The sequence below is a fragment of the Nostoc sp. genome (assembly GCF_036918245.1).
Lineage (GTDB): Bacteria > Cyanobacteriota > Cyanobacteriia > Cyanobacteriales > Nostocaceae > Nostoc.
Genome location: NZ_JBALEF010000022.1, coordinates 1 through 23,690 on the forward strand (window position 1 = coordinate 1; position 23,690 = coordinate 23,690).

Sequence of the window (23,690 nt, forward strand, 5' to 3'; positions counted from 1 at the left end):
ACGGCTGGTTTGACCTCTTGGGCTGCACCCTTTACTGCATTCGCTGTATCTTTTGCTGCATCTTTGAAAGCTGGTTTGACTTCCTCAACTGTCTCTTTAACAGAGTCCGCTACATTTTTAACGGCTGGTTTGACCTCTTGGGCTGCACCCTTTACTGCATTCGCTGTATCTTTTGCTGCATCTTTGAAAGCTGGTTTGACTTCCTCAACTGTCTCCTTAACAGCGTCCGCTACATTTTTAACAGCTGGTTTGACCTCTTGGGCTGCACCCTTAATTGCATCAACTACAGATGGCTTGGTTTCCTCAACTGTCTCCTTAACTGCCTCTACTACATCAACAATGGATGGCTTCACTGCTTGTGCTGTATCTTTGGCTACTTCTGTTACATCTTCTACAGAGTGGTTAACAGTCTCAGCTATACTCTTTGCTGCATCTACTATACCTTCAACAGAATCGTGAACAGCTTCAGATGTACCCTTGCCAGCCAAAGCGCCTGCTACCGCGCCCGCGACAGCACCAAATACACCTCCAACTCGACCACCAACTATACCACCAATCGCTGCACCAGCTATACCAGCACCAATGCCTGATCCTGAAGATTGAGCATCGGTTTGCTCTTGATCGGGGTTGGTATTTTCGTCATACTTATCTGCTTGTTGCTTATTCTGAGTCATGATCATCGTCTCCTTTATATTTGCAGCGTCCAGACAAAGGACTATGTGTATCAAGTGGGAGCAACGCGAAAAAGTGAGAAGCAACAAATAATGTCACTTTAATGTCACTTTAAAAACTTTTTCAAGCTGATAGCATCAGTAAAAACACTAAAAAAACGGTAATTTTGCCCAGTTTCCTATCAATAAACCAATTTTATTGATAGGAAAAATCAAATCTCACAAAATCGCGTTGCTCCCGTATCAAGTTTGGGAATGCTTACTTATGACCACCAAACCATTTAGAGGCGATCGCTCCTAAAGCTGCTCCGACCACTGGATTACTGAGAAACTTAAGAATCGCTGGTTGTTCAGCCATCACTTCGTGGAAGATGTCAGGGTGGCTATGATATGTGAAAGATGCCAGCTTGCTGAGGTCATCTGCACTTATGTGCTTAGGGTTGTGGGTAGAAAGTCCCAAATCTCGCTCTAGATGGCGCTCGTCTAGACCTCTTTGCTTTAAGTGTTTGAAAAATGCCCGTGCAACATCATCCCGTTCGTTAGGCTTAATCTGAGCGATCGCTTTTTGGAGTTCTGGCTCCAGCTGGCTTGGTGGAATGCTGTTATGGTTGAAAGATTGACTAAATAATTGCCGACGTTGATCGTGAGATGAGCGCTGGGCAAAATCGTCAAAATTTTGGTATTCCTGAGTTGGGTCAGATGAAACATCATTTAAAGACTCTGTATTACCGTGAGCCAACTCGTTGAGAATTTCGTGTTTATACTTGTCACTGCTGCTCATTTTAAATGTCTCCTTTTTATACTTACAATCAACTGAATTAACTCAGCTTTTCTCAAAAAAATGAGTCGTTATTTATACTCAATTTGCTGAGATTGCACATCATACTGACCCGTTAAAATCAGTTTTTTGTCTGGTGCATACATCAAAACTTTTAAGTCTTGATTCGGGAAATTTTGGTGAAAACCTTGGAGTAAGGATTTTGCTAATGGTCGCACTTCGGTCGGACGAACTTGAGGCGCAATCACGACACCTAACTTATTGTTATCACGTACATAAGCATCCTGGACAATTCCCTTGGCTGTAGCGACAACCCAGTTCCCAAAATCTTGACCCTGTACACTGTTACCGCGTGACAACAAGGCATAGTCAGCACTATGGATTCCAGACGGTAATAGAGTTGGTTGTTTAGCTTGAACAGTACCACTACAGGCGGCAGTCGTTGTTAGTACTAATACCAAGACTAAAGCTGTTAAAACCCGACGAAACTGTTGAATTATTTTCAATTTAACCACCTCATCTAAACTAATGACTCTTCTGCAATATCAATCTACTGAGAGTATTTTGAGTAGAAGTAGTTAAAAAACCCACTCCTACTAACTCAAATGCAATCACCTTTGTAGTTTAAGTAGGTTAACCCCGGTCAGTTTTATTCTCTATTCGAGTTCCATCAGTGTTAACATCTAATTCTTCGCGGCGAATGGTTTCTTGAGCTTCAACGGTTTCTTTGTCTACAACTTTCTGCACTCTGACTTCTTCGCGCAAAAAAGCTTCCTTTTGGATGTCTGCAACTTCTTCATAGAGGTCTATATGTGCTACCTCGCCCTCGCCAAAGTCAGTCGCTTCAGCAGACACAACTTTGCCTGTGTCTTGAGAAGTCACTCGCTCAATCACCACTCGTTCTTTTTCCACCGGAACAGCAACTCTTACAGTTTCGGTTTCAACATGCTTACTAATCGCTACTTCTCCGCTTTTTCGGCGCTGTTTATTAGCAACTAGCCTTTCTTGGTAAAGTTTGAAAGTTTGGTCTTCGTGAGCGTTGACATCATACAGATCCGCGTCATCTGCGTAGGTGTAGTTGTCAGGACTTGGAGTAGTGCGACCAACTGTCGATGCTAGCGCAGCTGAACTTTCTACAGACGGTGTACGATATCCTCCACGCACCTGTTCTTCATAGTCGTAGTCAAGTGTTGTATGCTCTTGATATTCAGGTAAATTTTCCGCTTGCTCTCTTGTTATACCAACGACATATACACGGTTTGCTGTAGAGTCAATACGCGATTTTCCTACTGGTAGTAAGACTTTCTTGCCAAAAATCCAAAAGCCGATGTCAACAATTAAATAGCGGAATTCTCCTTGGTCGTCTACTACAGCATCATTTACTGTGCCAATCTTCTCATCAGTTCCTTGAACATACACACCCATTCCTTTGATGTCATTGCCTTCAATAGTATTATGGTAGTCTGCATCAAATTCACTTATTTTCTGGAGTGGCATTCTTTTATTCCTTAAAATCTTGCTGTGTCTTTTTTATAAATTACACAATTTAGTTTAGGTAAATCTTCTGTCCGAGGAGTGACTTCAATCATCTTGATATTTCATCAATCGAAGTAATTGAATATAGTTTGATACCCCATAAGTATGACACAAAATAAGAATTTTAGTTAATGTATTACTCTCAACAAATTTGATTACAACTAAATCTTTATAACTTTTGTGACTAGTTTCTAGCATTTCTGTGACTACTTCCTAGCAGTAAGTTTCAAGTCTAAAATTAGCTAAATTGATACATACTATTAAACCTAGCTAGTTTAATATGTTTGTTAATACCTTACACTTAAATCAAATATCCTTACATTCTTAAAGATTTATTGCCTTAAGTTGTAATGCTTGCTCTATCACTCTTGTTGAAGACAGAATTTATTCCAAAAGATTGATGAGAAGTAAGTCTAAAAATGCCTAAATATTATTAAAGTCCTAATAAATTCGCAAACAAATATTTACCTGTGCTGCTAAGGAGCAATAAGGAAAAATAATGGACTTAAGTGTACATCAGCGTGCTATAGGCGTATTTACTCATCATCGGGATGCGGAACAAGCGCTGCATAAGTTGATAAATTGTGGCTAAGTGTAAACTTTAAAACTGCTCTAATTGCAGAAAATCAGGAGATAATTATGGATACAGAATTACAGCAACAGCAGTATGTCGATGCTGCCTCCCAAAACCAGATAGAAGCACTTAAAGGTTCAGAGTCTGGAAACCTGGCAATGTTACCACCCGCCTCGCAAAATGAAGAACAATGGCAAAAAAATGGTAGAGAGATTTCTATATTTTTGGCAAAAATACCTGAGTACATAGGTAGATTCTACCAAGAATACAAACTACCGATTATCAGCTTTGCTTTGCTTGTGATAACGGTTACGGCACTAAGAATTTTTCTAGCGGTACTCAACGCAATAAGTGATATTCCACTAGTTTCTCCATTTCTCCAATTAATTGGACTTGGTTACACAATTTGGTTTACTTCCCGCTATTTGCTCAAAGATTCCACTCGGCAAGAATTTACAGCAGAAACTCGCTTGCTTAAAAAACAAATTTTAGGCACAGAAGAATCACAGACTTTAAGCTAACTAAAGTATAGTGGCGAATAGAGTGTATTTGAACTTTCGGTCAAGTAAAACTCGGCTTTTTACTTGACCATTGTATAGAACTGTAGACTCTTATACCACGTCAGCTAAATTAGCAGGAAAAGAAAATGTATGATCAAGACAAATAGATTAGCTTCGCTGACAACAACAGTATTTCTTTCAACATTGCTAACAGTCCCGCTGCTTAATAGCTGCGGCGGAGGTTCCCGAAATGCTGCGCCACCTCCAATTGACGATAGTATTGGTAGAAATTTAAATAATCGCGCCCCCGTAAATCAACCCCAAGCTAGGAGGGGATTGAGTACAGGGCAGAAAGTGGCAATCTTGGCAGGAGCCGCTGGACTTTTCTACCTCTACAATCAGCGAAAGAATGCCCAAGGAACAGGAGCGCAGGGGAAATACTACCTTTCTAAGAATGGGCGTGTTTACTATCGAGATGCTCAACGTCGTGCTGTCTGGGTAACAGCGCCACAAGAGGGCATTCGTGTTCCACAGGAGGAGGCACAACAATACCGGGACTTTCAAGGATATAATAACAGTCCCACTGGGCGAGACTTAAAGGGTTTGGGTGAAGGTACTGTTCCAACAAATTAATTTTTGTACATGTTATAAATAGATGGCGTTTAACCGTCATTCTATTTTTTAATAGAAACTTTTTTCCATATATCAGGAATCTGCACAAGAAGCCTTTAGTCGGATGTCACCACAAGAGCGGATGCAGTTTGGTCGCTCTCTTCAACAGCAGACGCGCTCTTCAAACTTGAATTTTCCGGATCTAAACCAAGATGGTATAAATCATCGCTTTCAAGACCCAAATTATCTTGCTCAAACGACAGACCGGGTTCATCAGCAACAACCAGATATACTCAGTCAAATTATGAGTGGTACTGCGGGGAGCTTTACAGGTGGTCAACGTGGTAACATTATGAGTAATCCATTAGCTAAGGGAGCGATCGCTGGTATCGCCGCCCTAGCTGTCAAAAAATTGATGCAAAGAGGCAACCAAGGAAATTACGGGCAGTATGGTAATGTCCGCCCAGCTAGCGAAGACCCCTATGGAGATCCAGCTGACAAACAGTACCCCTAGTAACCTCAAGCAGCAAAGCTGCAATTCGTAATTACAATCAGTGAAAGCTTGAACTCATCACTGATAATTCTGGTCAAGTAAAAATCAGTTTTTTTACTTGACCACTTTTTATTATATTGGTATCACCTGGTGTCAAATATCTTGCATTGTTGGTGGTTGTTTAAAGCGACTCAAAGCGGCTGAGAGTTTATTCTAGCAAGGTCAAGTAGAAGAAACTCAGGCTTTATTTTATCATTGTAAGTTATCGACGTGAGCAGTGAATTTGTAAAAAAATGAAACAGTTAGCAAAAACATTATATAGTAAACTTCTGCATCTATTTTACCAGGTAAGAAGAATTACCATTTCCCGTAATCAAAATTCAAAGGAAACTAATGTTGCTCTTGATGAAGAATCTCTGGAAGAATCAACTACTCAATTATCAAAGCAAATTCCTCTTCAAGACAGAGTTAATAAAGATGAGCAAAATTTACTATTAAATTACCAGTATTCAGCAAAACCTCGGCAATTCAAAAAAGCTTCTTTATTTCCTGATAGTAAGACTAATGTTGCTGCCTTGTCACTAGTTTTGTATGGAGTTGCTGAAGTTTTATCTCAAAAAATGAATCTGTCATGGAATCAAGTAAATAATACTTTTAGTTACGAAAAAGAAACTGAAACTGGAAAAGGAAAAATCTTTTATTATGTAACAGATAATTCTGAAACTCCACAACCAGAAACTCTGGCAGAAGAGGCAGCTTTAGTTGTTATAGACCAATTTGATCCAAGAGCCTGTGCTATTCACCTGATTTACTGTGCCTTAGTAGCTAGCCTAGATAAACCTTGGTCAGGCAATTTTGTAATTGATGACAAGCAACTATTTGAATACACAGGGCTTGTTAAACGCAGGGACTTATGCAAGCATGAAAAATTGAGTATTTTGTACGACTTGTTACGACAACCTGCTCAGGTACTAGCTTGTATTGCATGGCCTAAACAGGGGAAAGTAGGAGCTTTTACTGTTGCTGATTTAAAGATTTGGGACATCAGCATAATACGAGATTTTGAAACAGATAAAGCTGGCAATAACAAGCTAGTGGGTTTAAAGGTGATAGGTCAAGCTGGAGTATGGACAAAATACTTCCTCAACAAATCTAAATACCACTACTACACTGGAATTATTACCAAGAAAACCGTACAGAAACTATTTAGTATTGGTAAACAAAATGCTGGCGCGGCTAGAATGCTAGTTTGGCTAACCTTCCAAATCCAACCGGAATTCCAGGATTGTGTAATGGGCAAGACTCTGATGGAGATTGCTTACGGTGCAGACAAAGTGTCAACAGCAGAGCAAGACAGACAGCTTAGACGGCAAATGGCTGATGATTTGGAAACTGATTTGAAAGTTGTCAAAGAAACCGGATGGCAAGCAGAATTGGAAACAGGCCCAGCTTGGTTAACAAGCAGCACAAGCGCTAAAAGACCTATAGGTTACTGGAATCAAATACTCAATTCTAGATGGCGTTTTCATTTACCAGCAGAAGTACAGGAACGCTTGACCCTGGACTCGAATCAGCTAAGTGCAAATATCCAGCCTCTATCAGGTAATGTGATCAGAGAAGGGAGAAAAGCAAAAGGCTGGTCTAGAGCATTTTTCGCTACAACGATGGGGAAAAGCGTTTCCTGGGTTGATGCAGTCGAGACGGGTACACGTCAGGTTTCTCAAAAGGACTTGCCCAAGTTGCTCAATACACTGGAACTACACCTTAACAGGTATTGATTTGAACTAAACTTTTCTTTTTTCTCTGAGGTAATTTTTGCTACGTATTATTACTTATTGCAACTGCGTCGGGAAGGGGGTTAGGTTTTTCGTGGGTTTTTCCATGACGTGAAAAGTCATTGTTTATGTAAGGTTTCGACAGAAAACAGTATTCGTCCTGCCTCCTGCCTCTGTTGTTAATATTTTGATAGACAGTATGAATTTCTCCTCGCTATGTTACGACTAACTGAAGTAAAGCTCCCGCTTGATCATCCTGAAGATGAGATCAAGACTGCCATCATCAAAAAGCTGCAAATAACGGACGAAGATTTGATCAGCTATTCCATCTTCAAGCGTAGCTACGATGCCCGTAAAAAAGGAGAGATCAGCCTTGTTTATATTCTGGATGTAGAAACGACTCAGGAAACTCATTTACTCAAGCGCCTGAAAAAAGATCCCCATGTGATGGCTACGCCAGACATGAGTTATCGCCCAGTGGCACAAGCACCCAGCAATTTGGCAATTCGCCCCATCATCATTGGTACAGGGCCTAGCGGCTTGTTTGCAGGGTTGATGCTCGCGCAAATGGGCTTTTGTCCAATCATTTTAGAACGTGGGAAACAAGTCCGCGATCGCACCGTTGATACCTTTAACTTTTGGAAGAAAAAATCAGACTTCAACCCAGAATCCAATGTCCAGTTTGGCGAAGGTGGTGCGGGTACATTCTCCGATGGCAAACTTTACAGTCAGGTCAAAGATCCTCAGCATTATGGGCGCAAGGTGTTGACCGAACTCGTGAATGCGGGAGCCTCACCGGAAATTCTCTATATCAACAAACCGCACATCGGCACTTTCAAACTGGTCGGAATCGTCCAAAGTATGCGTGCCAAAATCGAATCTCTCGGCGGTGAAATTCGCTTTCAAAGCCGGGTGGAAGATATTAACATCGAAAATGGACAGGTGCGGGGAGTCACCCTCGCTAGTGGGGAATATATCGCCAGCGATTATGTAGTTCTCGCAGTAGGTCATAGCGCCCGCGATACTTTCCAAATGCTATTTAATCGTGGAGTTTACATAGAGCCGAAACCATTTTCCATCGGCTTTCGGATCGAACATCCTCAGTATCTCATTGACCAATGTCGTTTCGGCGCTCAAGCGGGTCATAAGATTTTAGGTGCTGCCGATTATAAACTGGTTCACCACTGCGAAAATGGTCGTTCCGTCTATAGTTTCTGTATGTGTCCGGGGGGCTTGGTGGTTGCAGCCGCATCAGAGCCGGGGCGACTTGTCACCAATGGGATGAGCCAATACTCTCGCAATGAGCGCAATGCCAATAGTGCGATCGTTGTGGGTATTACCCCCGCAGATTATCCGGGAAATGCCTTAGCGGGAATTGACTTCCAACGGCGCTTGGAAGAACGGGCTTTTGAGTTGGGCGGTGGCACTTATGAAGCTCCAGGGCAGTTGGTGGGAGACTTTCTCAACCATCGCCCCTCTACAGCATTGGGCATAGTTAAGCCGTCTTATACACCTGGGGTACATTTGGGTGATTTGAGCCAGAGTTTACCAGATTATGCGATCGCCGCTATCCGTGAAGCACTTCCCGCTTTTGACAAACAAATTAAAGGATTTGCAATGGACGATGCCGTGTTGACTGGGGTAGAAACCCGCACATCATCACCGATTCGGATTAAACGCAAAGAAGATTATCAAAGTTTAAATACAGTCGGTCTTTATCCGGCTGGTGAAGGCGCGGGATACGCAGGGGGGATTCTCTCGGCGGGTATCGATGGTATTAAGGTGGCGGAGGCGGTGGCTTTAAGTATTTTGAGGAATTGCGATCGTAAAATCTGAAATAGTGAATGCGATGCTGACGGCGGTAAACTACGCAGTCTCAGCATCCGATTTTTGGTTGAGAGCGATCGCATAGTATAAAAATCACTGTAATCGCGTGAGTTATTAAGTCGGAAAAATGGAACAGAGATAAAATTAGGTATTTAGTCCGTTAGAGGATGTTTTAAAAGGGTCTTTTGCTCTTATCAGGTGAAATTTAAAACCGATCTAGGTTAGAAACAGCTTTGTCTAACAAGTAAGGATGAAACCTGTTACAGCCCGACAAAATAGGGCAAATCACAAAGCAAGCTTTATTCGTTTACTCAAGTAGCTAGATTGTCAATTTCAAAAAGGCGATCGCGAAATAGCCATGTCAATTCTAATATCAAGCCCCATCTAGATACATTTCGAGGTTGGGCTTTTGTTTTTATGACTGGAATCGATATGCAATCATGTATCAAGCGCGATCGCAGTGCAGAATTTATCCGATTGTTAAAGCTGGTTCTTTACAGAAGTTAAATAGGGCTGACTCAGTTTCTGATTCATCTTCAAATACAGCAGAAATGTACCATTCACAGGGCGAACCATTCGTATATTCAGCCCAAGCAATTGTTGCTGTTTCACCTGATGGAATCCCTGACTCACCCAAGTTAAATGAGGCCCACTCTTGATCATCGATAGATACCCACAACTCTGTAATTGCCAATTCAGTTTTATTGGTAACGGTAAAGGTGAATTGGTCTGACATAACTAGTCTTGCCTTTTAACGATAAATAAATTGCAGATTGTCAGTCACTGATTATACTGCCACTTGTTTCAAAAGTTGTCATACTAACTGCCAGAATATAGACTTACACATAGTTTCAAGTTTGTTTGACTTAATTTAAATTTATTAAAGAGTATTAAAAATATCACCGATTCAGATTGAGTCTATCGAGATAGCCAATGCCATGCAACAGCAGATTTAGGTCGCGGTTCTCACAAACTCCGACAATACAGCACATCCCCAGTGTCACAAAATTTTCAGGCAATGTATTTTTTACTGAGCAAAAGTAATTGAGAGTGATCGCCTTAAACATACTACAAACCGGAAATCGCAAAATCTGATCGATTCTGTCTTAATACAGTTTTGCGTAAAAGCGTAGCATTTTTAATGTAGGGGGATGCATTGACATTGTATCGGGATGCATTGGCATTGCAGAGGGACGCATTGGCATTGTATCGGGATGCATTGGCATTGCAGAGGGAGGCATTAACATTGTATTGGGATGCATTGGCATTGCAACGTATTGCCAAATTTAATTCGCTACAAATTAATGAAATGCTGTACTTAGTACAGTTCATATTTCATTAACTGACAGGGCAGCGTTCCGTTGTACACTGCAATCCGTTGGGATGATTTTAGTCCAATTGATTGAGACAGTTCCTTGTTGCCACTCAGGACAAATGCAGTCCAGCCTTTGAAGCGTTGTTTCAAGACATCGCCTAAAAGTTTATAGAACGCCCCTAAATCACTATCTCGCCCCAGCCGTTCGCCATAAGGTGGATTGCAGAATAAAATCCCACTGTCTGCGGGGGCGACAACATCAGCAAGCTCCATTTGAGAAAACCATACATGGTTATCAACACCGCAGTTTTGAGCATTGTTAATCGCTTGCTCAATTATCTTTTCATCGCGATCGCTTCCCCAAATAGGTGCAGTCAGGGTATCAAGTTGGCTGTCCTTAGCTTCTTGGAGCAGCTTTTCTAAAAGGGACAGATCAAAATCGAGCCAATTTTCAAATCCAAAGCAATCCCGAAACAGCCCTGGTGCGATGTTCAGTGCCTTTAAGCTAGCTTCTAAGGGTAAAGTGCCAGATCCACACAGAGGATCGTAGAACATCTGGTCTGGTTGCCAACCTGAAAGTTGAATCAGGGCAGCTGCTAGAGATTCCTTGAGAGGGGCTGCTCCCACCGCAGGACGGTAGCCTCGGCGATGCAGACTATTTCCAGAACTGTCGAGTTTAACGGTACAAAAGTCACGTTCAATATGAACATTTACCCGCACATCTGGTTCATGAAGCTCTACATTTGAACGCTCACCCAGATTTTCTTGCTGTTGATCAACGATCGCATTTTTGATCTGGAGAGATGTGAAGTGGCTGTGGTTGAGGCGATCGTTTTTGCCCGTGACATTTACCGCCAGCGTCATGTCTGGCGTGAGATAGTTTTGCCAATCGATAGTCTGGATACCACGATAAAGATCCTTGGCATCAAGGCATGTAAACTGATGGATATTCACCAAGATTCGGAACGGCAGCCTAGCCCAGAGGTTGACGCGATAAAGTAGAGTGCGATCGCCCTCAAAGGCTACACCGCAAAACCCCGGCTCCACGGAATGGGCACCCAGTTGCTCTAACTCCTGAGCCGCAAGAGTTTCTAATCCGCGAGCAACCGTTGCAAAATACTGATTCATCCTCTAATCCAAAGCATTATCTTCACTGCTCACCCATTGACGCACTTTAGCTTAACTCATATCTTGTAACATTCTCTCTCGTTAAGTCTGCGATTATAACCTTAGTAGGGTACAACGAATTAAATGAGGAGGCCTCTTGCCTCCTGCCTTTCTTCGGTAACTCAGCACAACAAGCCCCAGACAAACGAAATCAAGCCTGAGTAAGGACACAGCAAATATTTGTTGAAAGAGATTATATTTTCTTCAGTTTTAAGTACTATCTTAAATCAATTAACCCTGCTAATATCAAGCTGAAATACTACTCAGGCACTTTGCAATACAACCCATGAATAAAAATAGTCACAGAGAAAAACTATGAGTTTAGTATCTGATATTGTTCTGCTACAAGATTTAACATCGTCATCTAATGAGGATTTAGTCCAGCTTAAAGCCGTACTTCCGGCGACGGTAAATCGCTTAACCAACCCGACGTTAGCAAGTATCTTTGGTGATGACCTGAAATTTGGTATTGCCTCTTTCAAGGATAAGCCAATTCCGCCTTTTGGGGGTTACGCTGACTATGTATATCAAGCAGAAGCCGCTTTGACAAATAATGTCACAACAGTTAAAGACAAAATCTTTGACTTTGAAGCTTTTGGTGGCAATGATGGGCCCGAATCACAATTAGACGCACTCTTGTACGCAGCTTTAGATAGTAGCGACAGTCTTGGTTACAGAGTCGGTTCATTTCGTGTTGTTATAATAGCTACCGATAGTATTTATCACGTTGCCGGCGATCGTGCAGTAGTTAGTCCAAGTGATACTATTGCCAATAATGGAGATGGTATAGTTGATCCTTATGAAGATTATCCAGAGATCGGACAAGTAAAAACTGCGCTAGAAGCAAATAACATTATTCCAATTTTTCTAACTACAAGTAATGTTGCAGTCGATTACGAGACACTAGTTACCCAGCTTGGTCGAGGTAGTGTACTGACTCTTGGTTCTAAAAGTGAGAATGTTGCTGATGCTGTAAAAGAGGCAATTGCTCGAGCCAGAAATGTGATAAGTACTGATGTTGCTACCACAAATGGAGACGATACCTTTAGTAGGGGGGATTTTTCGCCTGGCGATAAGGTTATTTTTGCTGGGAGCGGTGATGACAGTATTTCGCTTTCTGGTGTTGCTGGTAATCATTACATCGATGGGGGAGCCGATTCTGACATCCTTTTGGGTGGATCTGGTGCGGACAGAATAGATGGGGGTAGTGATGACGACAACCTCAAGGGGAGCGATGGTGATGATATTCTCTTTGGCAGTAGTGGAAAAGATATTCTGACCGGGGGCAAGGGCAACGATTACTTACAGGGAGATAGTGGGGACGATATCTTAAGAGGAGGCGCAGGTTCAGATAAATTTGCATTTGCAACAGGATCAAAGTTTGATATTAGGGAACTCGGAGTTGATATTATTAGTAACTTCAATCCTGAGCAAGACAAGATCCAACTATCTAAATCTACCTTTACCGCTCTAAGTAACTCAGTGTTCCCAACTGAATTAAATTCCGCAGACTTTGCCACAGTGACAAACGATACTTTAGCTGCAAGTAGTAGTGCGGCGATTGTTTATAATAGCGCAAATGGTAGTCTTTTCTATAACCCGAATGGTTCGGCGGATGATTTTGCTGAGATTAATTTTGGGGGTAAATTTGCACAATTGGGTGCTAACTCTTTTCCGGCTCTAACTACCGCTAGTTTTGAGGTAGTTTTTTAAGGAGACAGTAGGAAGGAAGTAGAAATTCTTTACGTCTGATTTTAAGTCCTGCATTTTGTAACTCATCTACCTGAAAACTGCTTTAACAAAAAACAATAGGCTATCACCAAGTTTCAAGATTTTTCAAGTCCTTGCTCATCGCTCTGCTTACTTTAATGGATTACTGTCTGCTTAAGCCATCTTAAAAAGTGAGATCCTCCCAGACAAACGAATTGAACTGAGATTAATCTTATATTTTTCTAAAATCAATCATTGTTTGACGATAAGCATCTGGCAAACCTGTATCAAAACACTTACCTTTAACAAGGTATCCGGTCATTCCCTCTTCCTGACGCAATTTTTCCAGACAGGATGTTAACTGAAATTCACCTCGTTCTCGAAAATTTTGGTTAATATGTTCTGCTAAAAAATCAAAAATTTTCGGCGTTAGTAAATATAAGCCAAATATACCTAAAAAATCATTTTCTGACATTCCCTCTACACGTAAATGCTGTTGTGCATACTCAATAGTCGGTTTTTCATAGAGTTGTGTAATTGACAAAATCGAGTTTAACTCTTGCCAAACTCCTGTTATACACCCAGCTTTATGAATAATTTCTGCTGGCATTGTAGTTAAGCCAACAATGTTTTGATTAACTTGCTCGTAAACATCTAAAACTTGACGCGCACAAGATTTTTCAATATCAGATGCATAAATATGGTCGCCCAACATGAGCAAAAACGGCTCATCTCGCACCCAATCTTTGGCACAAAATACCGCATGACCATAGCCTAGTTGCTCCTCTTGCAATAAAATTGTAATTTTGCTACCTAAATCTTCCAGATATCGACTATATTCTTGATTTTCTGGTGAGAGTTTTTGTAAAAGCTCTTTTTTTGGTGGATTTTTCAATAAATCTGCAAATATTTCTTTGTCATCCGGCTGCACCACAATCCCTACTTCTGCAATTCCAGCACTAATTGCCTCTTCAATAATTGCGAGAATCACAGGTTTTGCCCTACCATCTCGATCAATAATCGGGAAAAGTTCTTTTTTCACAACTTTAGTAGCCGGAAACAAACGAGTACCGAAACCAGCTACCGGAATCACAGCTTTTCTAACTTGATTTTTTTGCATAAGTAGTTCGTCACCCCAATTTCTCAAACAATTCCGCCAACACCACATTAGAAAATAAAAACCCTTGGGGATCAATTAAACGCAACCTTCCCTCTGCAATTTCCACCCAACCTTTCTCAAAATACCCTTGCAAACATCGGCAAATCTCCTCTACCTTCTCTTCCCCAAACGCCTCTACCAACGCCGCCAAACTCAAACCCTCCGCCAAACGCAACCCCAACATTAACGTTTCTAACAATACTTCCTTTGGGGGAGTCACATCACAATCAATTACACCGCCAGCTTGTACCCACTGGTAATACTCCTTAGTTTTACGCGGACGAGTGAAGCGTTTCCCCTCAACATAACTCGCCGCCCCCATACCAAAGCCATAATAAGGGCGGTTTTCCCAGTACACTCGATTATGCCGACACTGATGACCAGGTTGAGCATAATTAGAAATTTCATAATGCTCATAACCTGCACTAGTTAAAACCTGCTGCCCCATCTGATACATTTTGACTGTGGCTTCATCCGTAGGCATTGGAGTATCACCAGGTTTGTAATAACGACCAAAGGCTGTACCTGGTTCGATGGTAAGATCGTAAATGGAAATGTGAGTGGGTGCGATCGCCATCGTTTTTTCTAGGGAATATTGCCATTGATCCAAAGACTGATGCGGCAATCCAGAAATTAAGTCTAAGCTAAATATGGGAATCTCGACTTGGTGGATTAGTTCCACAGCTGCAAAAATATCTTCAACTGAGTGCGATCGCCCCGCCCTTTGCAATAATTCTCCTTGAAAGGCTTGTACACCCAAACTTACCCGGTTCACGCCTGCACTGCGATAGCCTGCTATGTGGGCTAAGTCAAAGGTGGCTGGGTCAATTTCCATAGAAATCTCTGCCCCAGACGCAATCCCAAAATGCTTCTGTAGCTCTGTCAGTACCCGTTGTAGCTGCTCTATTGATAGCAGCGAAGGAGTACCACCACCGAAGAAAATTGTCTTCAGAGGTTGACCAAATGCTGGTGTAATGGCAATTTCTTGACATAGCACCTCAATATATTGGGAGATAGTACCAGATGTTTCGCCTCGCAAGCGATCGCCCACAACAGACACCGGGAAATCACAATAAAAGCACCGCCGTCTGCAAAAGGGAATATGCACATAAGCTGAACTCGCAATTCCAGAAATACTAAATTTTTTACTCATTTTGAGAAAAGTTTTAAGTTAATCCAACTGCGAATTAGAGACAATGAAAATGAGGTAAGAATTCAGGAGTCAGGAGTCAGGAGTCAGCAACCAGAATAATTGTAAAATCAAGCGTAGAATAACTTCTTGATTTTATTAAAATTATTAAGTTTGGGTATCAAAGTCTTCTTAATTCTGACTTGTGGATTCTGGATTCTGAATTCTTACAAAATAAGTAGTTTATTTACAAATTTTTGTCTTTTTACAACAAAACAATGAAAAATATTAAGATAAAACCCTTTGGTTATAATAATTGCAGATATTGTCAGCCTAAACCCTTAGTGTAATGCAATATTGATGAGTTTATCTTACCGATGAAATAAAAAATACTTAACTTTATCGGTGAACACAGTTGCAGGAAAACAAGACAACCATGCTTGACGCCATTATTATTTTCTCATTTATCCTAGCAGCGTCGGGAATAGGGTTCTACAGCATTGAACTACTACCCAATGGGACGCTAGATCAGGTAACGAATCTAGAAGCTTTACGCTTAATTGTTGCCGTCTTTGCCGCTATTATTGGTGGTGCGATCGGGCTGAGTTTCCAGACGACATATCGTCGCCTAGAATCACAAGTCAAAGAAATGCCTTTGGAAGTGATCTTAACTCGTGCCATTGGCTTAGTGATTGGGCTATTACTAGCCAACCTGATGCTAGCCCCACTATTTTTGCTCCCTATCCCGGCGGATTTTGGATTTATTAAGCCACTTGTGGCAGTTGTCGGTAGTATCATCCTCTCCGTCACTGGTATGAATTTGGCAGATACCCACGGACGAGGCTTATTGCGGTTCATTAATCCCAACACCGTCGAATCGATGGTAGTGGAAGGAACGCTAAAACCAGCCAATACCAAAGTTTTAGATACTAGCTGTATTATTGATGGCCGTATTGAAGCCTTACTAGAAACAGGGTTTCTGGAAGGGCAAATTCTCGTACCGCAGTTTGTCTTGCAAGAACTCCAACAAGTAGCGGATGCTAGCAAAGACCAAAAGCGGGTACGGGGAAGGAGAGGACTAGAAATTCTCAACCGCATTAAGGAAGATTATCCCGATCGCATCCTGATTAATGCAGTTGACTATGAAGATATTCCCACAGTGGATGCCAAGTTAGTACGCTTCGCCCAAGAAATTAGCGGCACACTGCTAACCAACGACTACAACTTGTCTAAAGTCGCCAGTGTTCAGAAAGTACCTGTTTTGAATGTGAATGATTTAGTGAATGCCGTCCGTCCCAGTTATTTACCTGGCGACAACCTGGATTTAAAAATTCTCAAGGAAGGCAAAGAACCCAGTCAAGGCATTGGCTACCTAGATGACGGCACAATGGTAGTTGTTGAAGAAGGTAGCAGTTATGTGGGTGGTGAACTGCGAGTAATAGTTACCAGTGCTTTGCAAACTACAGCAGGAAGAATGATTTTTGCCAAACCGCAAGCTTCAGCATTGGCGTGAAACAATGGGATGTTTGTTCAATTCGAGTGACACTTGGTAATCGGTGCAGGTTGACTGCACCGATTATTTATTGATTGGACTCACGAGACTCACTTGCCTGTAAATACTGTAACTGCTCAATTGATAACCCTGTGATTCTGCCGATCTGTTCTAATGGCATACCAGTACTAAATAGATTTCTTGCCACTTCAAATAAAGCTTCAGCCTTACCTTCTTGTAGAATGTTTTGATAAATCGCTGACTCGCGTATAATATCTGACCTCAAAACTCGTTTTTTATTTGTTACAGAAGTATTCCCAGTACGAATAACCTGCTGTCTCAGATTTTACTGGTAAAACTCCAGGTACTTTTAGAGTAACTCTTCTTATTACTACATCTTGGGAATCAATTTCCAATCTATCAAATTCATAAAGAGTTGCAGTATTACAATCAACACCGCTACTTATAATCATTATTTTAATTCCATTACTGTTAGGATATTGAAAATTTACTAATTTATTGTAAGTGTAGATTTGTCCTTCCTGTACGATGGAATCAACATCAATATAGTATTGATTTTTGGATGCACCAGTTAGAACATATACCCAATTTCCAGGATATGATAACTGTTTTTTGTGACCCGAATCTAAAACAGCTTTTACAATCGTTTGGCCGGTAAACTCGTCAATTGCCTCCCTGATGCCATTACGTAGACCTTTGCCTACAGATTTACAACCGACAAGTGTTATGAGAACGACAATTAAAATAAAAGCCTTTTTCATAAATAGACTAGATTATAGTTAATGCTCCTGAATACACGAGCATGAGCGATGCATTAAGCACATCTTGTAGGTTTATAAACTTTGTGACCTCCGAAAGAACACAGATTTTTTGATAACTTTGCTAAACCTTCTTTAAAAAATTAATCTATTTTTTTTGTAAAAGGCTAATACTTTATACGCCAGTAGAAAACACTACTGCTAAAAAAATGCGAATGCTCAGAAGTAAAAAGTCTATCCTTAATTCTAATATTTTCTATCTCTAGCCATTTGGATTTTAAATAGAAAACAGTTTGTTCAATATCATCAACTTGAAAAGCAAGGTGTCTTAAACCACAAGCTTCTGGATTAATAGCCCGTTCTGGAGGAGCGTTTTGTAAATTTTGTATTTATAAATTTAAGACAGATTTGTTAATTGCGTACATACCTTGTTTAGCAGCACCGTTTTTTTAGAACTGATACAGCTTGAAGGTGCTAAGGATACGAAAGCGTTAATCCCCAAATATACGGTTGCGGTATTGATTATTCCTATACCAAAACCTACAACCGATCTTGATATGGTAGACGACTACGAACAGCTACTATATATTTTGTAAATCGGACAGGATGCTTAACATACAATAATAGTGCTATACCTTTGTAGTTAAAAATTTTAATAAACCACGAAGGCTTAAAAAAATCACAAAGCCGACTTTTGCAACACAACCGTATTTGATGGCTAAATCAATTGTTTCAACAAAACGGCTCGGCAGCCAGTTAATCCATTGGTTGCTTGAAGAAAACCGACAAGAGAAAAAAGGGCCTTACCGCAAGGAAGAAGCACATCGCCAGCATTCTTGGTGGCAGGTGATGTGCTTGACTGGTGTAGATTATTTCTCGACCCTTGGCTATCAACCAGGGATTGCAGCACTGGCGGCTGGCGCTCTTTCTCCTATAGCTACCCTGATTCTGGTTTTGCTGACGCTCTTTGGAGCGTTGCCAATCTATCGGCGTATTGCTGCCGAAAGCCCTCATGGTGAAGGGTCGATCGCAATGTTAGAGCGTTTACTTCCCTGGTGGCAAGGCAAATTACTTGTACTGTGCTTACTTGGGTTTGTGGCAACTGACTTTATTATTACCATTACCTTGTCAGCAGCTGATGCCACAGCCCATATCATCGAAAATCCACTGACACCAAATTGGCTTCACAATCAGGCGATCGCAGTTACCTTGATATTAGTTGCATTACTAGGTGCAGTTTTCTTGAGAGGTTTCCGAGAAGCCATTGGGATTGCAGTAGTTTTGGTGGGAGCTTATCTGCTGTTAAACTTCATTGTCGTTGGCGTCGGTGTGTATCAGATATTAACTCACACAGAAGCGATCCCGAACTGGCAAACTGCACTTTTTGCACGCCATTCTAACCCTTTGATGCTAATCGGCATCGCTCTCCTCATCTTCCCCAAACTCGCACTGGGATTATCAGGCTTTGAGACTGGTGTTACCGTTATGCCTCTGGTTAAAGGTAGCAGTAACAGCACTTCTCAGCATTCCAAAGGGCGAATTCGGAATACACGCAAGCTGCTCACCACTGCTGCTCTGATTATGAGCTTCTTTTTGCTTACCACGAGCTTTATAACCACTCTACTGATTCCAACTGCCGAATTTGTATCGGGGGGCAAAGCCAATGGACGGGCCCTTGCTTATTTAGCACATTTGTATTTAGGCAATGCCTTTGGCACAATTTACGATTTAAGTACTATTTCTATTTTGTGGTTTGCAGGTGCATCTGCAATGGCAGGGCTGTTAAATATCGTGCCTCGCTACCTACCACGCTATGGCATGGCACCCAATTGGGCACGAGTAACCCGACCTTTAGTGTTAGTCTACACAGCGATCGCTTTTGTTGTCACAATTATCTTCAAAGCAAGTGTAGAAGCCCAAGGTGGGGCTTACGCAACTGGTGTGCTTGTGTTGATCACCTCAGCCGCCTTTGCTGTAACTTTATCAGCCCACCGTCACAGACAGAAGCGGGCCAAACTCGTTTTTGGCATCATTACACTGTTATTTGTATATACCACCATTGTCAATATCATCGAAAGACCAGAAGGGATTAGGATTGCTGGGTTTTTCATCGGTGCGATCATTTTTACCTCGCTGGTTTCTCGTGTTTGGCGTTCAACGGAACTGCGAGCAGAGCGAATTGAAGTTGACGAACTTGCTAGCCAATTCTTTGCTGAAGATAGCCAGGGAACAATACGACTGATTGCAAATCGGTTGAATACGGGCGATGTCCTAGAGTATTTTATGAAAGAGAAAGAGGTACGTGAAGACAATCATATTCCACCCAACGATCCAATTCTGTTTCTAGAAATTCATGTATCCGATGCTTCAGAATTTGCGGATGTGATCGTAGTAAAAGGGGTGCAAGTTGGTGACTATCGCATCCTCCGGGCTGAAAGTGCAGCAGTACCAAATGCGATCGCAGCTTTACTACTTTACATTCGTGACCAAACAGGTAAGATTCCCCATGCTTACTTCGGCTGGGTTGAGGGAAATCCCATACAATACCTATTGCGTTTTATCTTGTTTGGCGAAGGTGACATTGCTGTAGTTACCCGTGAAGTACTGCGTCGGGCTGAAAAGAATCCCCACATGCGACCTGGTATTCATGTTGGGGGTTGATTCAGGAGTGCTGTTAGCGGAAGCGGGGCGTTTAGCCCGTGCTGAGTAAATTAAAATCACTCAGCACTGTTTCGTTAACAGAATTCTTTTTTCTCCTTGTTCCCTTGTCTCCCCCTCACCTTGTCTTATAAAGATGCGGCAAAAAATAAACCAGTGATAGAAGTAGCGATCGCTGCTTCTGGTTCAAGTTGTCAGAAATTGCCCTAAAATTTATGTAAAGATGAGCCGCTCAATCTGAGATTAACTTTAAAATTATTTAACTTTTTAGAATGCCAGACGCGGAAAAGTTCCAGAACCAGCTGGCTAATCACAAGCTGCTGCATCGGCAAGTTAGTAAAAAGGCAAAATCTTCGCTAGTAGTCAGTGGAGAAGAAGGAATGGTGCTTCAGTTGGCTGATGGCACTATCCAGGCTTGCAATGCCGCTAGCGATCGCATTTTGGGACTGACCGCAGAACAGCTTGTGGGGCAAAATTTGCTCGATCCCAAGTGGCAGTTTATTCATGAAGATGGCTCTCCTTTACTCAGTGAAATTCACCCTGCGATCATTGCCCAAAATACAGGTAAACCTTGCTTAAATGTGGTGTGTGGCTTTTATAAGCCAAATGGTGAGTTAGTCTGGCTATTGTTGTCCTCGCAACCTCTGTTTCAAACTCAAGCAAGTAATCTTTATGCGATCGTGACAACTTTTTCTGATATTACGGAATCTAAGCACGCCCAGTTCGAGGATGACTGTAGTTGTGAACAAGATACTCAACAAGTTGATGCAGATGAATTTCAGACACTGTGGGATAGTCAACGTTTGTTTCAACAAATTGCTGGCACTCTTCCGGGGATAATCTACATTTATGACCTAATTGAGCAGCGAAATTCTTACGTTAATTACGAAATTGCTCAAGGTTGGGGCTACACACCAGCAGAAATCCAGGCAATGGGAAAGGAGTTATTTTCCCAACTTTTACACCCTGAAGATTTGGCTCGACTCTCTAGCTATTTTGAAAAATTTAATTCTGTTCGTCAGGGTGAAGTCCTCAGCTTTGAATACCGAATTCGACACGCCAATGGAGAGTGGCGCTGGTTTTGTAGCTATGACACTGTACACAGTAGAACTGCTGATGGATTGCCGCAATATCTTTTGGGGATCGCTTTTGATATTACAGAGCGACGACACATAGAAATTTCTTTGCGGCAAAGTAATGAAAGGTTTGAGCTAGCAGCGGCGGCGGTTAATTGCCTAATCTATGACTGGGAGATTGGCAGAAATACTGTGGAAAGAACTCAGGGTCTAACCCAGGTTTTTGGCTACACACAACAAGAAACGGAACCTACCTTTCAATGGTGGCAAGAACGCATCCATCCCGATGACCAACAAAGAGTTAATGACCAATTCATGGCTAGTATGGCCAATGGAAACCGTTATCGCATCGAATATCGAGTGCGTCACCAGGATGGCCGCTATTTGTGGGTGGAAGACCAGGGGTTTGCAGTCCGGGATGCAAATGGTCAGGTAGTTAGGGTAGTTGGTGCGAGTACTGATATTACCGAACAGCAAACTGCCCTATGGGAACGTCAAAAAATTGAAACAAATCTGCGCGAGAGTGAAGAACGGATTCGGTTGACCACTAATGCTGCTGAACTAGGTATGTGGTTTTGGAATATCACCACCAACGAGGTGATTTGGACAGACAAATGTAGGCAACTGTTTGGACTGTCCCTAGAAGCCGAAATCAACTTTGAGATTTTCCTCAACTGTGTACATCCAGAAGACCGCCAATGTATTCATGAAGCGATCGCCCGCTCTCTTGAAGAACAGGTTGAGTATGACATTGAATACCGCACCCTTTGGTCTGATGGTAGTATTCATTGGATTGCTGCTAAAGGTCGCGTCTTTTATGATGCCGAAGGTAAGGCAGTACGAATGATGGGTACTACCCAGGATATTACCCAACGCAAACAGGTAGAAAATGATTTGCGCCAGCGTGAAACTCAATTAAGGCGGTTAGTTGATTCCAACATTATTGGCATTATGTTCGCCACTCCTGATTACATTACTGAGGCGAACGAGGCTTTTTTAGAAATGGTGGGTTATACACGAGAGGAACTATTAGCGGGTAAGATACACAGACAACACATCACCCCACCTGAATATCATGCTCTCGATCGGCAGGGGCTAGAGCAACTTTTAACGGTTGGGATATGTACTCCCTTTGAAAAAGAATACATCCGCAAGGATGGTTCCCGCATTCCCATATTAATTGGTGGTGCTTTGGTGGAGCGAGAGCCAGCGTCTTGGATCTGTTTTATTCTTGACCTAACCCCCAGGAAACAATTAGAAAAGGCACTCAGGCAACAAGCTGAGGAACTCAAACAGGCAAATCGGAATAAAGATGAGTTTCTCGCTATTCTCTCCCACGAATTGCGATCGCCTCTCAACCCCATTTTAGGGTGGTCATCGCTACTCAAAAGCCGCAAATTTGACGAAGTGACTACAAATCGTGCTTTGGAAACCATCGAAAGAAATGCTCAATTGCAGATTCAATTAATTGATGAGTTGCTGGATGTCTCCCGAATTATTCGCGGTAAGTTGAACCTGACTTTTGCCACTGTTAACCTGGTAGCTGTAATTGATGCTGCATTAGAAACAGTCCGGTTAATCGCCGAAACCAAATCTATCCAGATTAAACTACAGGTTGACCCCAAGGTTGGTAAAGTGTTAGGCGATTATAATCGCTTACAGCAAGTTGTAGGGAATTTACTCTCGAACGCAGTTAAGTTTACTCCCTCTCGTGGTTCAGTCGAAGTCAGCTTATCATTGAGTGGTGAATTCACTTCCCACTCTGCACTAATTCAAGTTAAAGACACAGGTCAAGGTATTTCCCCTGAATTTCTACCCCAAGTATTTGAATATTTTCGTCAAGCCGATAGCAGCACAACTAGGACATTTGGCGGACTGGGACTGGGATTGGCAATAGTTCGTCACTTAGTAGAGTTGCATGGTGGTACTGTAAGAGCAGCCAGTCCAGGAATTGGACAGGGAGCAGTTTTTACTGTCAGACTGCCCGTAATGAAGGAAAGTGAGGGTGCAGGGGAAGCAGGAGGAGCAGGGGAGGAATTTAACTCATCAGTTCTGCGTGGACTACGGATATTAATTGTCGATGATGATGTTGACACACGGGAGTTTCTGCACTTCTTGCTACAACAGAATGGGGCGTTGATAACTGCCGCAGCATCGGTAAACGAGGCGCTTAAAATTATAGCACAGGCTGTACCTAATTTATTAATCAGTGATTTAGGAATGCCAGAAATGGATGGCTACAGCTTGATTAGGATGCTCAGAGCCATGCCCAAAGAGGAGGGCGGGGAAATTCCGGCGATCGCTCTTACCGCCTATGCTGGAGAAAGCGATCGCGATCGAGTTTTAGCAGCTGGTTTTCAGAAACACATTGCCAAACCAGTACAACCAACTGAATTACTTACCTCAATTGCAGATTTGCTAGGACAAAATCATCGCTAA

20 protein-coding genes are annotated in these 23,690 nt (G+C 42.0%); 10 read left to right on the forward strand and 10 right to left on the reverse strand.

Annotated features, from left to right (window positions below):
• The 4 genes from V7L12_RS04875 to V7L12_RS04890 all read right to left on the reverse strand — a co-directional run.
• The coding region (locus tag V7L12_RS04875; RefSeq protein ID WP_335082614.1) for a hypothetical protein at positions 1–674 on the reverse strand (674 nt) is incomplete at its 3' end.
• A gap of 256 nt (positions 675–930) precedes the next feature.
• Entirely contained in the window at positions 931–1,452 is a 522-nt protein-coding gene (locus tag V7L12_RS04880) for a hypothetical protein (protein ID WP_335082616.1), read from the reverse strand.
• 68 nt (positions 1,453–1,520) lie between these two features.
• Positions 1,521–1,955 (reverse strand): hypothetical protein, encoded by a 435-nt coding sequence (locus V7L12_RS04885; RefSeq protein WP_335082618.1) that lies wholly within the window; start codon positions 1,953–1,955, stop codon positions 1,521–1,523.
• Positions 1,956–2,082: 127 nt separating this feature from the next.
• A complete protein-coding gene (locus tag V7L12_RS04890) occupies positions 2,083–2,946 on the reverse strand; it encodes a DUF2382 domain-containing protein (protein WP_335082619.1) in 864 nt (287 codons plus the stop codon).
• A 678-nt stretch (positions 2,947–3,624) separates the two neighbouring features.
• On the opposite strand from V7L12_RS04890, the gene V7L12_RS04895 reads away from it, so the two are divergent.
• From V7L12_RS04895 to V7L12_RS04915, 5 genes are all read left to right on the forward strand, one after another.
• A complete protein-coding gene (locus V7L12_RS04895) occupies positions 3,625–4,080 on the forward strand; it encodes a CAAD domain-containing protein (RefSeq protein ID WP_335082620.1) in 456 nt (151 codons plus the stop codon).
• 129 nt (positions 4,081–4,209) lie between these two features.
• Complete coding sequence (locus V7L12_RS04900) at positions 4,210–4,692, forward strand: hypothetical protein (RefSeq protein WP_335082622.1); 483 nt, start codon at positions 4,210–4,212, stop codon at positions 4,690–4,692.
• Between the two features lie 103 nt (positions 4,693–4,795).
• Positions 4,796–5,185: a hypothetical protein gene (locus V7L12_RS04905; protein ID WP_335082624.1), complete on the forward strand. Its 390-nt coding sequence runs from the start codon at positions 4,796–4,798 to the stop codon at positions 5,183–5,185.
• A 272-nt stretch (positions 5,186–5,457) separates the two neighbouring features.
• Positions 5,458–6,942, forward strand: coding sequence for a helix-turn-helix domain-containing protein (locus V7L12_RS04910; protein WP_335082626.1), 1,485 nt, complete (start codon positions 5,458–5,460; stop codon positions 6,940–6,942).
• Positions 6,943–7,155: 213 nt separating this feature from the next.
• Complete coding sequence (locus V7L12_RS04915; RefSeq protein ID WP_335082627.1) at positions 7,156–8,775, forward strand: NAD(P)/FAD-dependent oxidoreductase; 1,620 nt, start codon at positions 7,156–7,158, stop codon at positions 8,773–8,775.
• 460 nt (positions 8,776–9,235) lie between these two features.
• Here V7L12_RS04915 and V7L12_RS04920 read toward each other — a convergent pair whose 3' ends face one another.
• Positions 9,236–9,502: a hypothetical protein gene (locus V7L12_RS04920; RefSeq protein ID WP_335082628.1), complete on the reverse strand. Its 267-nt coding sequence runs from the start codon at positions 9,500–9,502 to the stop codon at positions 9,236–9,238.
• A 420-nt stretch (positions 9,503–9,922) separates the two neighbouring features.
• On the opposite strand from V7L12_RS04920, the gene V7L12_RS04925 reads away from it, so the two are divergent.
• Entirely contained in the window at positions 9,923–10,108 is a 186-nt protein-coding gene (locus V7L12_RS04925) for a hypothetical protein (RefSeq protein ID WP_335082630.1), read from the forward strand.
• Here V7L12_RS04925 and V7L12_RS04930 read toward each other — a convergent pair.
• Positions 10,085–11,209: a THUMP domain-containing class I SAM-dependent RNA methyltransferase gene (locus tag V7L12_RS04930; RefSeq protein WP_335082632.1), complete on the reverse strand. Its 1,125-nt coding sequence runs from the start codon at positions 11,207–11,209 to the stop codon at positions 10,085–10,087. The genes V7L12_RS04925 and V7L12_RS04930 overlap by 24 nt on opposite strands.
• 354 nt (positions 11,210–11,563) lie before the next feature.
• Here V7L12_RS04930 and V7L12_RS04935 point away from each other — a divergent pair, with 354 nt between their 5' ends.
• A complete protein-coding gene (locus tag V7L12_RS04935) occupies positions 11,564–12,961 on the forward strand; it encodes a hypothetical protein (RefSeq protein WP_335082634.1) in 1,398 nt (465 codons plus the stop codon).
• 229 nt (positions 12,962–13,190) lie between these two features.
• On the opposite strand, the gene V7L12_RS04940 is transcribed toward V7L12_RS04935, so the two are convergent.
• The gene (locus V7L12_RS04940) at positions 13,191–14,078 is read right to left on the reverse strand and encodes a UTP--glucose-1-phosphate uridylyltransferase (protein WP_335082636.1); all 888 of its coding nucleotides are present in this window, start codon (positions 14,076–14,078) and stop codon (positions 13,191–13,193) included.
• 10 nt (positions 14,079–14,088) lie between these two features.
• The gene (gene hemW, locus V7L12_RS04945; protein ID WP_335082638.1) at positions 14,089–15,270 is read right to left on the reverse strand and encodes a radical SAM family heme chaperone HemW; all 1,182 of its coding nucleotides are present in this window, start codon (positions 15,268–15,270) and stop codon (positions 14,089–14,091) included.
• Positions 15,271–15,682: 412 nt separating this feature from the next.
• Here hemW and V7L12_RS04950 point away from each other — a divergent pair, with 412 nt between their 5' ends.
• Positions 15,683–16,759 carry a PIN/TRAM domain-containing protein gene (locus tag V7L12_RS04950; protein ID WP_335082640.1) on the forward strand — a complete coding sequence of 359 codons (1,077 nt, stop codon included), beginning with the start codon at positions 15,683–15,685 and terminating at the stop codon, positions 16,757–16,759.
• Positions 16,760–16,826: 67 nt separating this feature from the next.
• Here V7L12_RS04950 and V7L12_RS04955 read toward each other — a convergent pair whose 3' ends face one another.
• Both V7L12_RS04955 and V7L12_RS04960 read right to left on the reverse strand, forming a co-directional pair.
• Positions 16,827–17,024, reverse strand: coding sequence for a hypothetical protein (locus V7L12_RS04955; RefSeq protein WP_335082642.1), 198 nt, complete (start codon positions 17,022–17,024; stop codon positions 16,827–16,829).
• A gap of 10 nt (positions 17,025–17,034) precedes the next feature.
• The gene (locus V7L12_RS04960) at positions 17,035–17,520 is read right to left on the reverse strand and encodes a hypothetical protein (RefSeq protein ID WP_335082644.1); all 486 of its coding nucleotides are present in this window, start codon (positions 17,518–17,520) and stop codon (positions 17,035–17,037) included.
• Positions 17,521–18,231: 711 nt separating this feature from the next.
• Here V7L12_RS04960 and V7L12_RS04965 point away from each other — a divergent pair.
• The gene (locus V7L12_RS04965; RefSeq protein ID WP_335082646.1) at positions 18,232–20,178 is read left to right on the forward strand and encodes an amino acid transporter; all 1,947 of its coding nucleotides are present in this window, start codon (positions 18,232–18,234) and stop codon (positions 20,176–20,178) included.
• Positions 20,179–20,447: 269 nt separating this feature from the next.
• Positions 20,448–23,690, forward strand: a complete 3,243-nt coding sequence (locus tag V7L12_RS04970; RefSeq protein ID WP_335082648.1) for a PAS domain-containing protein — start codon at positions 20,448–20,450, stop codon at positions 23,688–23,690.

Bases quoted from the DNA above. Each gene is read 5' to 3' on its own strand.
- V7L12_RS04920 (WP_335082628.1), bottom strand. From the start codon at position 9,502: ATGTCAGACCAATTCACCTTTACCGTTACCAATAAAACTGAATTGGCA.
- V7L12_RS04950 (WP_335082640.1), top strand. From the start codon at position 15,683: ATGCTTGACGCCATTATTATTTTCTCATTTATCCTAGCAGCGTCGGGA.
- V7L12_RS04970 (WP_335082648.1), top strand. From the start codon at position 20,448: ATGCCAGACGCGGAAAAGTTCCAGAACCAGCTGGCTAATCACAAGCTG.
- V7L12_RS04960 (WP_335082644.1), bottom strand. From the start codon at position 17,520: ATGAAAAAGGCTTTTATTTTAATTGTCGTTCTCATAACACTTGTCGGT.
- V7L12_RS04900 (WP_335082622.1), top strand. From the start codon at position 4,210: ATGATCAAGACAAATAGATTAGCTTCGCTGACAACAACAGTATTTCTT.
- V7L12_RS04880 (WP_335082616.1), bottom strand. From the start codon at position 1,452: ATGAGCAGCAGTGACAAGTATAAACACGAAATTCTCAACGAGTTGGCT.
- V7L12_RS04905 (WP_335082624.1), top strand. From the start codon at position 4,796: ATGTCACCACAAGAGCGGATGCAGTTTGGTCGCTCTCTTCAACAGCAG.
- V7L12_RS04895 (WP_335082620.1), top strand. From the start codon at position 3,625: ATGGATACAGAATTACAGCAACAGCAGTATGTCGATGCTGCCTCCCAA.
- V7L12_RS04935 (WP_335082634.1), top strand. From the start codon at position 11,564: ATGAGTTTAGTATCTGATATTGTTCTGCTACAAGATTTAACATCGTCA.
- V7L12_RS04965 (WP_335082646.1), top strand. From the start codon at position 18,232: ATGGCTAAATCAATTGTTTCAACAAAACGGCTCGGCAGCCAGTTAATC.
- hemW (WP_335082638.1), bottom strand. From the start codon at position 15,270: ATGAGTAAAAAATTTAGTATTTCTGGAATTGCGAGTTCAGCTTATGTG.
- V7L12_RS04940 (WP_335082636.1), bottom strand. From the start codon at position 14,078: ATGCAAAAAAATCAAGTTAGAAAAGCTGTGATTCCGGTAGCTGGTTTC.
- V7L12_RS04910 (WP_335082626.1), top strand. From the start codon at position 5,458: ATGAAACAGTTAGCAAAAACATTATATAGTAAACTTCTGCATCTATTT.
- V7L12_RS04930 (WP_335082632.1), bottom strand. From the start codon at position 11,209: ATGAATCAGTATTTTGCAACGGTTGCTCGCGGATTAGAAACTCTTGCG.
- V7L12_RS04915 (WP_335082627.1), top strand. From the start codon at position 7,156: ATGTTACGACTAACTGAAGTAAAGCTCCCGCTTGATCATCCTGAAGAT.
- V7L12_RS04890 (WP_335082619.1), bottom strand. From the start codon at position 2,946: ATGCCACTCCAGAAAATAAGTGAATTTGATGCAGACTACCATAATACT.